General features: G+C 43.9%; 14 protein-coding genes. 10 read left to right on the top strand and 4 right to left on the bottom strand.

Annotated features, from left to right (window positions below; genetic code table 11):
• Window positions 1-52: 52 nt before the first annotated feature.
• The gene (gene hypF, locus L6E24_RS04705; protein ID WP_257743563.1) at window positions 53-2,263 is read right to left on the bottom strand and encodes a carbamoyltransferase HypF; all 2,211 of its coding nucleotides are present in this window, start codon (window positions 2,261-2,263) and stop codon (window positions 53-55) included.
• Between the two features lie 248 nt (window positions 2,264-2,511).
• Here hypF and L6E24_RS04710 point away from each other — a divergent pair, with 248 nt between their 5' ends.
• The 8 genes from L6E24_RS04710 to L6E24_RS04745 all read left to right on the top strand — a co-directional run bounded on the left by L6E24_RS04710 (window position 2,512) and on the right by L6E24_RS04745 (window position 9,625).
• Window positions 2,512-3,024: an ArsR family transcriptional regulator gene (locus L6E24_RS04710; RefSeq protein ID WP_257743564.1), complete on the top strand. Its 513-nt coding sequence runs from the start codon at window positions 2,512-2,514 to the stop codon at window positions 3,022-3,024.
• Window positions 3,005-3,814 (top strand): DUF7839 domain-containing protein, encoded by an 810-nt coding sequence (locus L6E24_RS04715; RefSeq protein ID WP_257743565.1) that lies wholly within the window; start codon window positions 3,005-3,007, stop codon window positions 3,812-3,814. Before L6E24_RS04710 ends, L6E24_RS04715 begins: the two co-directional genes overlap by 20 nt.
• Window positions 3,811-5,814: a DEAD/DEAH box helicase gene (locus L6E24_RS04720; protein WP_257743566.1), complete on the top strand. Its 2,004-nt coding sequence runs from the start codon at window positions 3,811-3,813 to the stop codon at window positions 5,812-5,814. The genes L6E24_RS04715 and L6E24_RS04720 overlap by 4 nt, the downstream gene beginning before the upstream one ends.
• Before the next feature lie 340 nt (window positions 5,815-6,154).
• Window positions 6,155-6,316 (top strand): rubredoxin, encoded by a 162-nt coding sequence (locus L6E24_RS04725; RefSeq protein ID WP_257743567.1) that lies wholly within the window; start codon window positions 6,155-6,157, stop codon window positions 6,314-6,316.
• A gap of 1 nt (window position 6,317) precedes the next feature.
• Complete coding sequence (locus tag L6E24_RS04730) at window positions 6,318-6,476, top strand: rubredoxin (RefSeq protein WP_257743568.1); 159 nt, start codon at window positions 6,318-6,320, stop codon at window positions 6,474-6,476.
• Between the two features lie 2 nt (window positions 6,477-6,478).
• Window positions 6,479-7,663 carry an FprA family A-type flavoprotein gene (locus L6E24_RS04735; protein ID WP_257743569.1) on the top strand — a complete coding sequence of 395 codons (1,185 nt, stop codon included), beginning with the start codon at window positions 6,479-6,481 and terminating at the stop codon, window positions 7,661-7,663.
• A gap of 17 nt (window positions 7,664-7,680) precedes the next feature.
• Window positions 7,681-8,061: a desulfoferrodoxin gene (locus L6E24_RS04740; RefSeq protein ID WP_257743570.1), complete on the top strand. Its 381-nt coding sequence runs from the start codon at window positions 7,681-7,683 to the stop codon at window positions 8,059-8,061.
• A 106-nt stretch (window positions 8,062-8,167) separates the two neighbouring features.
• On the top strand, window positions 8,168-9,625 hold the full coding sequence (locus L6E24_RS04745; protein ID WP_257743571.1) for a TrkH family potassium uptake protein: 1,458 nt from the start codon (window positions 8,168-8,170) through the stop codon (window positions 9,623-9,625).
• Between the two features lie 25 nt (window positions 9,626-9,650).
• On the opposite strand, the gene L6E24_RS04750 is transcribed toward L6E24_RS04745, so the two are convergent.
• Entirely contained in the window at window positions 9,651-11,711 is a 2,061-nt protein-coding gene (locus tag L6E24_RS04750) for an acetate--CoA ligase family protein (protein WP_257743572.1), read from the bottom strand.
• 300 nt (window positions 11,712-12,011) lie between these two features.
• Between L6E24_RS04750 and L6E24_RS04755 the strand changes: the two genes are divergently transcribed.
• Window positions 12,012-12,572, top strand: coding sequence for a TATA-box-binding protein (locus L6E24_RS04755; RefSeq protein ID WP_257743573.1), 561 nt, complete (start codon window positions 12,012-12,014; stop codon window positions 12,570-12,572).
• A gap of 141 nt (window positions 12,573-12,713) precedes the next feature.
• Entirely contained in the window at window positions 12,714-13,091 is a 378-nt protein-coding gene (gene mreA / locus L6E24_RS04760) for an MreA family transcriptional regulator (RefSeq protein WP_257743574.1), read from the top strand.
• On the opposite strand, the gene rpiA is transcribed toward mreA, so the two are convergent.
• Together rpiA and L6E24_RS04770 are read right to left on the bottom strand one after the other, a co-directional pair.
• On the bottom strand, window positions 13,077-13,769 hold the full coding sequence (rpiA, locus tag L6E24_RS04765) for a ribose-5-phosphate isomerase RpiA (RefSeq protein WP_257743575.1): 693 nt from the start codon (window positions 13,767-13,769) through the stop codon (window positions 13,077-13,079). The genes mreA and rpiA overlap by 15 nt on opposite strands.
• A gap of 185 nt (window positions 13,770-13,954) precedes the next feature.
• Window positions 13,955-14,692 (bottom strand): SIMPL domain-containing protein, encoded by a 738-nt coding sequence (locus tag L6E24_RS04770; protein ID WP_257743576.1) that lies wholly within the window; start codon window positions 14,690-14,692, stop codon window positions 13,955-13,957.
• Between the last annotated feature and the right edge of the window lie 20 nt (window positions 14,693-14,712).

The following is a 14,712-nucleotide window of genomic DNA, read 5'->3' on the forward strand; positions in this document are numbered from 1 at the left end:
AAATATAACTCCCATTTAAGCTTCAAATTCACAAAAAACGGAATTTTGGCCACTAAACCATCCTACCCGCATATACACACTGTCCATATGAGATACATCCGTCACCAAGCGGAAATTCACTGTTCAGAACAGGAATAAAACCTTCCCTCCTGATAATTCCGACAATGGTCTCCCGAATCATCTTATTATATGCAACCCCGCCGGAGACTGCAACCCTCTCATAACCTAAAATTCCGGCAGACTCCACAGCCATCTCAGCAATGCCTGCCGCAAGATTATACTGAAATGATGCCGCAATATCTGAAACATTCATACCGGAGAGGTAATCAGCACGTGCACGCCTGAGAAGTGATGAAGTCATAAAAACCCTGCACCCGGAATCGGTTTTAAACTCCCTCTCCCATTCCGCCGGAGTTCCGGCAGACGCAGAGGCTTCAAGCTTCATCGCAGGTTCACCATCATAGGTCTTCTCACGGCAGATACCAAGAAGAGCAGATGCAGCATCAAGCACTCTTCCCGTGCTGCTTGTTTTTGCAACATTAATTCCGGTCTTAACCTGCCTCCCTAAAACATTCAGCTCAAGATCAGACATACCCCGTCCGGCTAAAATTCCGGCAGTCAGATCATCGGGCAGAATTCCGTACAGCATTCTCTCAGGGAACCGTGTGGCAAGATCACCACCAGGCATATTAACAGTCTCAAGATGGCCAACCCTCTCAAGCTCAGGCACACATCCGGCAAAGACCTCACCGCCCCACACAGTTCCGTCATCACCAAGACCAACCCCGTCAATAGCAATGCCGACACATGGATCAGTGCATGCCGCAGCAATATGTGCACGGTGGTGCTGAACCGGGATAAGTTCAGCACCGGAAATCTCAGAGAGTTCCTTTGCATACCGTGTAGATAAGAACTGCGGGTGCATATCATGGGCAATAATATCATATTCAGCACCTGTAATAGCAGCCATCTTCTGAACAGTCTCTGTGAGATACTCAAGGGTTGATGGATTTCTCACATTGCCCACATGCGGCGATGTATAGCAAAAACCCTCTTTGTAGATTGTAATATTTGAATTCAGCTCAGGACCGACAGCAAGAATACAACCGTCACCCAGATCAGCAGACGTTCTCTTAGGAGCATAGCCGCGTGACATCCGGATGATATAACCATCCCGTACAACCGAATCATCACAGCGGTTGTTTATAACCCTGTTATGTGTCAGGAAATAATCAACTGATGAAGACAGCTTATCAATAGCAGTTTCATATTCGGTGATCATCGGATTTCCGGGTGAATTCGCACTGGTCATTATCAGAAACGGCGCTTTCAGGTTATCAAAGATGAGATGATGAAGGCCGGAATAGGGAAGCATAATGCCGATTGTATCCAGATTTGACACTTCAGAGAGCAGGTCCCGATCACGCTTCACAAGAACAGCAATCGGATGCTCAGGCCCTCTTAAAACATCCCTCTCCTCATCAGAGACAAAAGCTACAGAGTCGATAAAACTCATCCTCCCGGCCATCATCGCAAGTGCCTGCTCAGTCCGCCCAAGCCTCTCCTTTAAGAGTAAAGCCGACCGCTCAGTGCAGGCAATATGAAACCCGCCAATACCCCGGATTGCCATAATATGCCCGGCATCAAGCAGCTCGGCAGCCATCATTACAGGATCAGTGCAGTCAACCGGATCTCCGCATCTGTCATACAAAAACAGTCCGGGCCCGCAATTCCGGCACGCAATAGTCTGCGCATGATGCCTTCTTGAGAGTGGATCTTCGTACTCTGCCCTGCAACACCCACACATTGGAAATTCATCCATAGTCGTCCTCTCACGGTCATACGGAATCTCCGAAATTATGCTGTACCTCGGCCCGCAGTTTACACAGGAAGTAGCCCAGTACCTGTAATACCGGCCACCCACCTCCCTGATATCAGCAATACAGTCATCACAGATTGAGACATCAGCCGGAATAAAACCGGAAAGAGTGCCTGTACTGCTCTTATCAATATAAAATCCGGGACCTACTGTGCCGGAGTAATCCTCAGTCTCAACCGAGTCTATCTTTGAAAGAGGTGTACCCCTCCGGATCTCAGATAAGAAAAGACCAAAATTTTCTCCGGATGCGACAACCCTCACCTCACTACCAAGATTCTGTACTGAACCGTCAATGTCATATTTCTTTGCAAGAGAATAGACAAAAGGCCGGAACCCAACACCCTGCACAATACCTTTTACAATAATCCTGCCGCATTTTTGCATAATATTCTCCTCTTATTGGTGAAAGACTCCGGCAAAGAATAAACCAGGTCTTATTTATTATCCGGTTATGTTTGCAACATCCCATAAACTGACGATGTATTGCCTTATAAACGACGCATTAACAGACAAAAAGCAGTACACCTCTGCCGGAATATGATACTTATTTAAAAGAAAATTCCCTGTTCAATCCTTAAAATCACTAAATAGTTTTATTTTTTTTAAAGTCAATATATGTATTGGGTTTTACTTTGACGGGACATATTAGAATTGTTAATGATCCTCTGGATCTAGTTCCGCTTCTGATTACATTCAATGATCCGGATTTTAAGCTGGTTTACAGCCAGTTAAGCAAAAACTGGATGACTGAAGAAGAACTGTCTGAAGAAGCTGATTCTGAGAAAGTACGTGAATGTATTATTCTCTTAAAGAAAGGAAATCTGATTGAAGAGAAGTGGAGAATGCCAAAACCCGGTGGAAAACCGGCAATGGAATTTAAAACAACATACAGCAAATTCAGGGCAAATTTCCAGTGCCCTATGGATGACCTTGGAGATATAATATACATATCCGTCTCAAACAACGGGGACCTCAGAAACAGGGCAGACGAAATAATAAAAGATGTACGCGCAGGAAATAATTCTGTCAATGACATCGGAAGAAAATACGGGATAAGTCCTGTGTTTGTGAAAGGTCTTGCAAAAAGAATATCAAATCTTGAAGTAAAGGGGCAGGGGCTGATCTTTGTTGAAAAACCAGAATGATCCCCTATATATTATTCTAAGAAGCAAAAAAGAAGCAACACGTTTTCAGATTCTCGTTGAAATTGCAGAGAATCAGCCGGCCTTAAGGCAGCAGGAGATCGCTGCAAAACTAGGCGTAACTCCGCAGGCAGTCTCCGAATACATAAGAGAACTTGTCGATGACGAGATGGTGGCATCACAGGGCAGGGGAAGTTACACAATCACACCAAAAGGAGTGGAGTGGGTCACAAACAATGCCGAAGCTCTTGAATCCTACTCCAGACATATTACAAGGGACATTATCCAGAAGGTCTCAGTCTGGACTGCAATAGCTGAGTGCGACATACAGAAAGGTGATATTGCAGGTGTCGTTATGAAAGACGGCTACCTCCGCGCAAATCTCAGCAAAGAAGATGCCAGGGGAGAGGCAGTTTCAGATGCCAAAGCCGGCATGGATATAGGAATTTCCGGCCTTAAAGGAATAATTAATCACCACAGAGGAATCGTACACGTCTGCAAGGTACCAAGAATAGAGAGAGGAGGGTCAAAAAATGTCAGACCTGAACTATTACGGGATATTCTTGAGAAGAGCAGATTTATTGGTGCGATAGGTATAGAAGCAGATATTGCTATAATAAATGCCGGAGGAAAGGCAGACGCATTCTTTGGTGCACGCGAAGGAGTAATAGAAGCAGCAGTTCACGGGCTTGAATGTGCAGTCGTCATTGTTGATGAAGAATTCACAGACTATTTAAAAAGGCTTGAAACCGCGAACCTGAGATATGTGATTCATGACCTGATATCACGATGAAAATTATTATTTACCCTAAAAAAAGCCAGTATAGCCTTTTTTTTTACAACAAGCTTTCTGTTACAGCAACAGGAACGGTTGAGCTTTCAAAGACCTCAAGAGGTTACCGGCCGAAAAATTTCCGGATCAGGCATGCCGGCGGCAGGCATTACAAAAATACACCGACAAAAGAGCTGATCAACTTAATCAGGCACGCTGACATCAGAATAACATCAGAAGACAAAAAAATAGAATCATTTCTCTCAGATCTTCAGATTAAATTCACTCCTCTTACAGCATGCAGAATCTGCCTGGTTGAGGACAGGATAACACCGCTTAAGAATAAAAATTCAGTCAGTTACGGAAAGGAGAAGATCTGCCTTGACTGTGCAAAGAAGGAGCTTAGAAGAGAACTTGGCTTCATGGGCGGCATGGGGATTATGTCCACCGACCACCTTGAAAGGCTTCTGGAACTGTATATGGATCTTGACAGGGTTTTAGCGATAGTTCAGCCTGAAAATCCGGAAAAATCAAATACCCTCTTTGACACACTCCAGGCACATGAGATAAAGGAGACAACGGCGTTAAAAGACCTGCCACTCCCCAAAAAATTCATTGAGGCATCAGGTGTAGAAAATCTTATGCCTGTACAGGAGTTATGCGTCAAAAGCGGCCTTTTATCTGGGCGTGACATCCTCGCCGTTGCGGCGACTGCAAGCGGAAAGACGTTCATAGGTGAGATGGCAGGCATAAAAAACCATTCCGAAGGCAGGGGAAATATGCTCTTCTTAGTGCCACTGGTAGCCCTTGCAAACCAGAAATACTCAAGGTTTACCAAAAGATACCCTTACCTGAATGTCGCCCTTAAAACCGGAGTTTCAAGGCTCAATATTCCTGAAACGAAGGTAAAGGCACGCAGAAATATAGAATCATCAATAATTGTCGGGACATATGAGGGAATAGATCATCACCTGAGGCTTGGAAGGGAGTTAAAAAATATCGGTACGGTTGTGATTGATGAAGTTCAGACCCTTGAAGACCCTGAAAGGGGGCACAGGCTTGACGGACTGATTGCAAGGCTGAAAACAGTTGCACCGCAGGCGCAGTATCTCTACCTCAGCGCCACAATCGGCCTGCCGCATCTCCTTGCAAAGAAACTCAATGCAGAACTTGTCAGTTATGCGGAACGGCCGGTTGCCCTTGAGAGGCATCTAATCTTTCTGGAGAAGAAGCAGAAAGTGCCGACCATAAAGAGGATGGTGACAATTGAATTTCAGAAGAAGTCATCCAAAGGCTACAGGGGTCAGACGATAGTCTTCACGAATTCAAGGGCAAAATGCCATGAAATTGCTGAGGCTATCGGAAAAAATGCCGCGCCATACCATGCAGGACTTACTGCAAAGGAGAAGCACGAGGTTGAGGATAAGTTTGAGAACGGAAAAATCTCTTCCGTTGTAACGACTGCGGCACTTGCTGCCGGTGTTGACTTTCCGGCATCACAGGTCATCTTTGAATCGCTTGCAATGGGTATTGAGTGGCTCAAGGTGCAGGAGTTCTTACAGATGATGGGAAGGGCCGGAAGACCTGATTACCATGACATCGGAAAGGTTGTAATTCTTGCAGAGCCGGGTGCATCATACTCAAGAGAGACAAAGATCACTGAAGAGGAAGTTGCAATAAACCTTCTTAAGGGTGAGATGTTTGAAGTCGCCCCTGTCTATGACGATGAACAGTCTTCAGAGGAATTCGCCGCCAATGCAATCATCTGCAAAGGAAATATAAAGGATATTGAGAAGATGCAGAATACAATGGTCGGGGAGATGCAGGATATTGAAGGGGTTTTAAGGAAAGAAGGGCTGATCTCATACAACAGGGACAGGATAACAGTATCCCCGCTTGCAAGGATAATGGCTGAGCATTTCATAGGTATTGAAAGGCTCAGAATGATAACAAAACTTGTTAAAGTTAAAAAAGATCCTCTTGATATTGTAGCCGAACTTGACTGCCCTGAAGATGACTGATTAACAGAAAAACTAACATAACAAAACTATTTCCTTTTTTAAGCACATATTCTGCCGGATTAATCAGTGCAGAACGACCACAGGATAATATCAGCTATTCAGATCTGTTGCAGAATTTCCGGACAATTTATATCCGGAATTTTATCTCTTCATATTCTCATGAAATATTATCATCAAACGTCCTGATATTTCATCCATTCTGTGTGCAGGCAGAAATGCCGGCATATGTGTGACTCTTAAGACTGCATAAAAGTTGGGGCACACATTTAAATTATATTATATTGTATAGAAATCACAGGGAAATTCCATATGGGATTTTTCACATAATGAGGTGTTAATCATGACAAAATGGAAATGCAGAATGTGCGGATATGTGTACAACCCTGAAGCAGGAGATGAAAAAAGTGGAATCAAACCAGGTACAGCATTTGAAGATCTGCCCGAAGAATGGATCTGCCCCAAGTGCGGTGCAGCGAAATCAAAGTTTATAAAGGTCGGCTAAAATGGCTGAAAAGATGAAATGCTCAGTATGCGGCCACATCTACAATTCAGAAAAAGGTGATGCCGGAATCAAACCCGGCACTTTGTTCAGTGAAGTGCCGGAAGACTGGAGATGCCCGGTCTGCGGAGCAAATAAAAGTGATTTCGTAAAAACAGAATAAGCATGACTGTAAGAACGATTAAGGAAAATATCTACTCAGTAGGTGTTACTGACTGGGACAGGCAGATCTTTGATGAAATGCTGCCGCTTCCCGACGGAACAAGTTACAATTCATATCTTATCACAGGGTCTGAAAAGACTGCACTCATTGATGCAGTAGATTCTGATTTTGAAGAGGAATTTATCACAAACCTTGCAAAATCTGACGCAACCGCAATTGATTACATCATTGTCAATCACGCTGAACAGGACCATTCAGGTGCGCTGGGGATATTTATTGAGCTTTTTCCACAGGCAAAGATAATCACATCAGAGAAAGGAAAAGAACTCTTAAAAAGTATGCTTGGAATTCCGGATTTCAGGATGCAGACCGTATCTGACATGGAAGAGTTGTCCCTCGGAGATAAAACCCTCCGGTTCAGAATTACGCCCTGGGTACACTGGCCGGATACGATGATGACATATTTAAAAGAGGATAAAATTCTCTTCTCATGCGACTTCTTTGGAGCACATTATGCAACATCATCCCTCTTTATTGACGACTATCATTTACACTATATACTCTCAAAGCGTTACTTTGCCGAGATTATGATGCCTTTCAGAAAGAAGGTTTCAGAATATCTTGACATGCTAAAAGAGTATGATATTGATATTGTCGCGCCAAGCCACGGCCCTCTCTGCAACAGTCCGGAGATACTATTCGACCAGTACAGGGAATGGTCTTCTGATGATGTAAAAAACCGTGTAATCATCCCTTATGTATCCATGCACGGAAGCACAAAGAAGATGGTCTTATACTTAACTGACGCGCTTATCAGAAGAGGAATTGAGGTAAGGCCGTATGATCTTGGCCGGGCTGACTCAGGCGCAATTGCAATGGATCTGCTGGATGCCGCAACTATCGTTATTGCAACCCCGACAGTCCTCTTCGGTCCGCACCCAAAAGCAGCCAATATCGCATTTATTGCAAACATCTTAAAGCCAAAGGCAAAATTTGTCAGCATAATAGGTTCTTACGGATGGGGCGGAAAGACAGTGACTGATCTTCAGGCAATGACTGCAAAACTTGATGCAGAGGTTATAGAGCCGGTTTACATCAAAGGAACTCCGGCTGAGGATAATTTCCTCGCGCTGGACAGTCTTGCCGACGAAATATTAAAGAAGCATAAAGAGAAGAATATCGCATAATAACAGAGGTGCAGGAAATGCCAGAAAAATTTGAATTTTATAAAGGTAAGGAATGTAACGGAATTGTGATGCCCATCAATCCATATGAGGGAGACCTCTCATGCTGTGGCAGTGAAATGGAGCTTTTGGAAGAGAAAACAGCAGACTTTAAAAATGAGAAGCATGTCCCGGTGATTGAGAAGGTGGACGGCGGAATTAAGGTGACTGTCGGCTCGACACTGCATCCAATGGCAGAGGAGCACCACATTGAATGGATAGCAATAGCTGACGGGGACTGCTTCATGCTGAAATACCTAAAGCCCGGAGATGAACCTTCAGCCATATTTCCGGTGGACAACATCGCAGTAAAAGCTTTTGAACACTGTAATGTCCACGGCCTGTGGACAAACAAAAAGTAATTTTTATCACACAACCCCTTTTTTTCCGGAAAAACAGGTGAACTGAGATTCACTGCAATATGGAAAAGGTTTTAACTATGCCCTGATGATCTGAATGGTATTCAGGATGAATCGTCTGGAACAGTTTTCAATAATAGCAGATGATCTGGGGACAGTCTTCAGATTTTTAAGTGTCGGAACAATATTTCCGCTGCTTATTGCACTTTATTATCAGGAATGGGATATGCTTGTCCCGATGGCTCTTGTGCCGGTTGCCCTCTTCATTCTGGGAACAGTACTGTTACATTTCCCGGAGAACAAAAGAGAGGCAAAAGTAAGCCAGGCGCTCTTTTCAGTTGCATTCATATGGCTGGTATGTGCCTTTATCGGTGCAATACCATTCTCACTCGGCATTGACATGCCCTATCTTGATGCAGTCTTTGAATCAATGTCAGGATGGACAGATACCGGCATTACCATGCTTCATGACGTGGATTCAACACCACATACCCTACTCTTCTGGAGATCGCTTATGCAGTGGCTGGGCGGTCTTGGCATTGTTGCATTTACGGTTGTGATGCTCTCAAAGACAGGACTGAACCAGTCAAGATTTTACAGATCTGAAGGCAGAACCGAGGCATTTATGCCAAGTGTCGTGCAGCAGGGTCTTCAGATGTGGAAGATATATCTTATCCTAACCGGAATTTCAATAGTTGTTATTCTCTTATCAGGTGTGCCGCTGTGGGATTCTGTAAATATTGCCATGGTTGCAATTGCAACCGGAGGTTTTTCAGTGCATACCGCCGGAATTCCGTACTACAACAATGCACTGCTTGAAATGCTCATAATTCCGGTGATGATTGCAGGTGCCCTTCCCTTTAAAATATATTATACCATGTATTACAGGAGAAAATCCGGATTTTTAAAGGATGAACAGATAAAACTTCTGTTAATGCTCATACTGATCGGCTGCATAATAATCACTGCCGATCTCATCATGTACAGGGGGCTTTCAGGTTTTGATGCCCTGAGAAAAGGTCTTTTTATGGCAGTTGCAGGTGCAACAAGCACAGGTTTTCAGACAGCAGCAGTCAGTCTCTGGGCACCGGTTACTGTCCTCACCCTGATATTTCTTATGTTCATCGGCGGATCTTCAGGCAGTACAGCCGGAGGAATTAAACTGTCAAGGGCAGCTATGGCATACAGGGGGATTCTCTGGTGGTTCAGACGGAGCTATGTCAGCAGCAAAGTAATTGTTCCTTTCAGGTACGGCGGAAAGATAATTCCAAAGGCACAGGCAGAGACCGAAGTGTCCAGAAATATGATTATAATTCTGCTCTACATAATGACCATATTTATTGCTGTGGTGCTGATAATGCATTTTGAGACACCTGACCATGACACCAGTATGGTTCTCTTTGATGTCGTATCAGCTTCATGCAACAACGGGATAAGCACAGGATTTGCAGGGCCGGATTTAAGCCCTTTCAGCAAGGTTGTCTATATATTTATCATGTGGATTGGCCGCCTTGAGATATTCCCGGTGATAATGCTCTTTATGGGTCTTTTCAAAGGGTTTGAATGATATAAATTATAAAATAAAAAAAGGATTAAAAGAGTCCCTGACCCTTTGCACGGAATTTGCTCTGAAGTGTCCTGCCGACTACACGGAAGGCGGTCTCAAGCTCCTCAAACGGAGGCACTTTATTCTCTCTTAGGATCTCACGCCCTCCTGTCATCTCTGCACCTCCAAGAAGCACTGAAACTATGCGCTTGTCAGTGTCATCCGAGAGCTGCATAATCTGCTTTGCAAACCTCTCCGAGGTGAGCACAAGGTTAGGGAATCCTATTACCACACAGATGTCCCAGAGATCGTCATGCTTTGCAAGGACATTGAAGGTTCTTGCAAACCTCTCTCCGTCAGCATCACCCAGAAGATCGACAGGGTTGCCTTTGTTCCAGAATTCCGGCAGGAAAGTGTTCAGCTCGTCAATAACATTCTGCGGCAGATCAACTATCTCAATACCATAGCGCTCTGCATAATCGGTTGAGAGAACTGCAAAACCGCCTGCATTTGTAACCACTACAGCCCGTCTGCCAAGCGGATAGTGCTTGTGATGTGAGAGGAATTCAGCTGCAAGGAAGGCATCTTCAAGGTTTGTAACCGAAAGAATGCCTGCTTCCCGGAAGGCCTCCATATAGACCTCATAACTTCCTGCAAGAGATCCTGTATGTGATGCAGCGGCGGCACGGCCCCTTGCTGATGAACCGGATTTGATTGCAACAACAGGCTTTATCTTTGCAACCTCACTTACCCGCTTCATGAATTCCCTCCCGTTGTTTATCTCCTCGATATACATGATGATGGCATCGGTGTTCTCATCAGACTCTGCCCAGTGGAGATAATCAAGGAAGGTTAAATCACTCTGGTTGCCTACAGAAACGACAGATGAAAATCCGACATCATGCGTAAGACTCCAGTCCACAACAGCATTTACAATCGCACCGCTCTGTGACAGGAAGGCAATGTTTCCGGGAGTCGGAGATCTCTGGACATAGGTGGTATCATATCCCTTGTGGGGGCTGATAAGTCCAAGGCAGTTAGGGCCGACAATTCTTGTGCCATGCCTCTTTGCAATGGCAACCATCTTATCTTCAAGCTTTTTGCCCTCCTCGCTCATCTCCTTAAATCCGGCAGTGATTACAACCGCAATCTTTACACCCTTCTTGCCGCACTCCTCCATTACTCCGGGCACAAGCCTTGACGGAACTGTAATTACAGCCATATCGACATCCCCTTCAACGTCAAGAATGCTTGGATATGTCTTAAAGCACATAATGCGATCCCTGTTTGGATTGACAGGATAGAGTTTGCCTGGGAATGATGACAGTTTGTGCATAACAGCATAACCCATCTTTCCGGGAGTCTCGGATGCGCCTATGACTGCGATGGATGATGGATTGAAATATTCAACCGGAACAAGTTCATGCTCCTCCTCACTGCCATTGTGCTCATCACTGAAGATGAAGGCTGTGTCCACCGCACATGCACCATTTTCATACAGCCTGAGCGGGTTAATGTCAAACTCCTTTAAGTCTTCAGTCTCTTCAAAGGCTTTGCAGACATTCATTATAATCTTTACAAGTCCGTCCTCGTCCTTTGGTGTTGAACCCCTGTAACCGGAGATCAGTTTGTAGGAGTTGATCTCCCTGACCATCTTCCTGACCTCATCTTCAGTTAAAGGCAGGATTCTGAGCGAGACATCTTTTAAGAATTCGACAAGAGTTCCACCGATTCCGAATGTTATGGTCTTTCCAAAGGATGGATCAGTATTTCCGCCGATGATAAGCTCAACACCGGGTTCAGCCATCTCTTCAACAATAACACCCTCAATCTCCGCATCCGGATTCGCAGATGAAATGTTTGAGATTATCCTCTCATATGCCTTTGATGCCTCTTCTGCACTGCTCACACCAACGATGACACCTCCGGCATCGCTCTTGTGGATGATCTGCGGTGAGACGATCTTCATGACTACCGGAAATCCAATCTCAGTTGCAGACTCTGCTGCATCATCTGCGGATTTTACAATTTTGTATTCAGGTACCGGCACATCATATTTTTTGAGGAAATCATATCCCTCTGCTTCACTTAATAACCATTCTGCCATATTTTAATCCTCTTTTTTTATAAAGGGGGCTTTGGAGAGGCCCGAAAATGCACCTGTATCAGTTCAGATATTATTACAGAATCTGCATTTTCCGGCACAGACATACCCTTCAACAAATGACGAAAAAACATTCGTTAGGATTTGCTTACCATTAATTGATCTAATTTATAGATAAAATTTTGTAACAGTTAATCGTGTAGAATATAGAACACTTTAAATATGCATCCGGGTTGCGCATTCATCTGTCGAATTTGACAACCAAGCAATCATTTATATAACATATAAATCCTTTTTATAAACATGAAGGTGAATCCTGAAGATTCTTTAAAGATAGAAAATATTGTGGCCTCCGCAAAGGTCGCTGACAAACTTGATCTTCAGATGATAAATGAAGAGATCAAAGATGCCGAGTATAATAAGAAGAGATTTCCCGGCGTTGTACTGAGGATGCAGGACCCGAAGATAGCAGCGCTTGTTTTTGGTTCCGGAAAGGTAGTACTTACGGGTGCGAAGAGTGTTGACAATCTCTCAAAAGGTCTTGAGATCCTTGGAGAGAAACTCAGGGCACTAAAACTTGACATACCTGACAACCTTGAGTACAAAATCCAGAATATTGTGACATCAGCAGACCTTGGATCGCCAATAAATCTTAATAAAATAGCAGTCGGATTTAATCTTGAAAAGATAGAATATGAACCTGAGCAGTTTCCGGGACTGGTGTACCGCCTTGATGAGCCAAAAGTTGTTGTTCTCTTATTTGGTTCAGGAAAACTGATTATAACCGGAGGAAAACAGCCGAAAGACGCAAAAGCGGCAGTCATAAAAATCATGTCAGACCTCTCAAATCTGGGTCTCATATAATATTTTTGGTAAAATAACAAATTTCATTTTTACAGTTCAATATTCTTAGTATTAATTTCAGTACTGGAAATACCCTGATAAGGATAAACACCTATATATATCATTCTGACATAAATTCTAAGAAATAATTCTGGTGAAGATATGAAACTTGAAAGAGTACTGACATTTACAGATGCAGAAGAAGAACTTGCCAATCTGCTTACAGAGATCGGCATGAAGAGAAATGTCTCAAAGGTCCTTGTATATCTTGCAAATACCAATGAAGCAACATCAAGAGATATTGAGAGAGGAACAGATCTCAGGCAGCCTGAAGTAAGCATTGCTATGAGGACACTCATGGAGAAGGAATGGATTGACAGCCGCGAGAGCAAAGCAGAGAGCAAAGGCAGGCCGGTTAAGATCTATTCACTCTCAAAGGACATCAATGACATTGTTGATATCATTGAAGTCGAAAAAGAGAAGGAAATTAATATTCAGCTCAAACTTATTGAGAAGGTAAGAGGCTTAATCGCCAAGTAAAATAACCTCAACATCATTTTTCTTTCCGATTACAACTTTAGTTTTGGAAGAGTACTGTGTAAATAGTCCGCAGGATAATACTCCAGGTATATTATTCAGTCTGCTCTCAAGGTTTTCAGGATCAGATATTACTCCAAAAGAGCAGTCAATCTCAAAATTACCACTGTCTGTTATCACCGGCCCGTCCTTCTTTACGCCTTCCCTTACAACCGGAACTCCGCCAAGTTTCCTTATTGTCTCCATCATGGTTGAGCAGGCAAATGGTATGACTTCAACAGGAACGACTGCGTCAAGTCTGTCAGAGAGCTTTGAAGGATCGCTTACAACAATGAAACTGTCTGCCGCATCGCATACACATTTCTCCATGGTCTGTGCCGCACCTCTGCCTTTAATCATTCTGAGTTTAGGATCGATCTGATCTGCTCCGTCAATTGCCAGGTCAAGTGTAGGGTAATCATCAAGCGTCCCAAGCGGTATGCCATATTCCCTTGCACGCCTCATCGCCTGATAGGATGTCGGAACTCCTACTATGTCAAGGCCTTCGTTTATCATAGCGGATATTTTTTCCATTGCAAAAAATACTGTTGAACCTGTGCCAAGTCCGACAATCATCCCGTCTTCAACAAGTTCTGCGGCATAATAACCGGCATTCTTCTTCATAATATTAGCGTCAGTCATGAAAATTCCTGATTATAATTGCATAGCCATCTGAATTAAATTATTCCGGGAATTTATGCAGAAGAACCGGACAATGAGATCCGGAGAGTAAGAGATGACCGGAGATTCAGGCTTTAAAAGGTAAAAAATTTAAAAGATAATTGATTCCCGGAGAAATATACCAATATTGCCCCAAAAAATTCCGGTTACATTATCAGATAATCAATAGAGACCGATGCTGTAACATCAACGGTGTCAGGGCTTACCGGAGTAGGGGCAGCCATACCGCCCACAGACTTCTCCATTACCGCATAGTCCATACTGTTGCTGTAACTGTACGGCGTGTAGCTCGAACCGACATTGACAGATTTCACACCGGAGATTTTTACGCCAAGCGCTGCTGATACTGCATCTGCATCAAGTTTTGCCTGCTCAACTGCCGCAGTAATTGCCTGTGATCTCAGTGACTGTGACTTTTCGTCACTGAGTGTGAAATAGATACTGTTTATCCGGTTTGCACCACTCAGAACACTTGCATCAATGATGTCCCCCGCAAGATCAATCTTGCCTGTCTCTACCAGAACTGTATTTGTAACCTTATAGATCTTCTTATCCTTGCCAAACGGAGAGTCTGAACCTGTGGTATAGGAGTAGATATTGTAGCCTGCTGTGCTTATCTCGTCATCGGTCAGGCCGATAGCTTTTAAGCTGTTTACAGTCTGTGTCATTCTCTCAGCATTCTCCTGCTGTGCCTTAACGGCATCTGTATTCTCAGTCTCAACGGCTATGGTTATCTTCACAACATCCGGATCTGTCGTAACCTTACCTGTCCCTGAGACATGAATAAGCCTGTCATCCTCTGTAATCTCTGCCGATGCAGTGCCTGCCAGTGCCAGAACTGCAATGAGCATGACTGCGAGAATTATATTTTTTCCTGCCTTCATAGTTATCAGAAGATAGTTGT

It is taken from the genome of Methanoplanus endosymbiosus (assembly GCF_024662215.1).
In the GTDB taxonomy this organism is placed as follows: Archaea; Halobacteriota; Methanomicrobia; order Methanomicrobiales; family Methanomicrobiaceae; genus Methanoplanus; species Methanoplanus endosymbiosus.

Coding starts and splice junctions, on each gene's coding strand:
- hypF (WP_257743563.1), bottom strand. CDS start 2,263: ATGCAAAAATGCGGCAGGATTATTGTAAAAGGTATTGTGCAGGGTGTT.
- L6E24_RS04720 (WP_257743566.1), top strand. CDS start 3,811: ATGAAAATTATTATTTACCCTAAAAAAAGCCAGTATAGCCTTTTTTTT.
- L6E24_RS04725 (WP_257743567.1), top strand. CDS start 6,155: ATGACAAAATGGAAATGCAGAATGTGCGGATATGTGTACAACCCTGAA.
- L6E24_RS04730 (WP_257743568.1), top strand. CDS start 6,318: ATGGCTGAAAAGATGAAATGCTCAGTATGCGGCCACATCTACAATTCA.
- L6E24_RS04735 (WP_257743569.1), top strand. CDS start 6,479: ATGACTGTAAGAACGATTAAGGAAAATATCTACTCAGTAGGTGTTACT.
- L6E24_RS04740 (WP_257743570.1), top strand. CDS start 7,681: ATGCCAGAAAAATTTGAATTTTATAAAGGTAAGGAATGTAACGGAATT.
- L6E24_RS04745 (WP_257743571.1), top strand. CDS start 8,168: ATGAATCGTCTGGAACAGTTTTCAATAATAGCAGATGATCTGGGGACA.
- L6E24_RS04750 (WP_257743572.1), bottom strand. CDS start 11,711: ATGGCAGAATGGTTATTAAGTGAAGCAGAGGGATATGATTTCCTCAAA.
- L6E24_RS04755 (WP_257743573.1), top strand. CDS start 12,012: ATGAAGGTGAATCCTGAAGATTCTTTAAAGATAGAAAATATTGTGGCC.
- mreA (WP_257743574.1), top strand. CDS start 12,714: ATGAAACTTGAAAGAGTACTGACATTTACAGATGCAGAAGAAGAACTT.
- rpiA (WP_257743575.1), bottom strand. CDS start 13,769: ATGACTGACGCTAATATTATGAAGAAGAATGCCGGTTATTATGCCGCA.
- L6E24_RS04770 (WP_257743576.1), bottom strand. CDS start 14,692: ATGAAGGCAGGAAAAAATATAATTCTCGCAGTCATGCTCATTGCAGTT.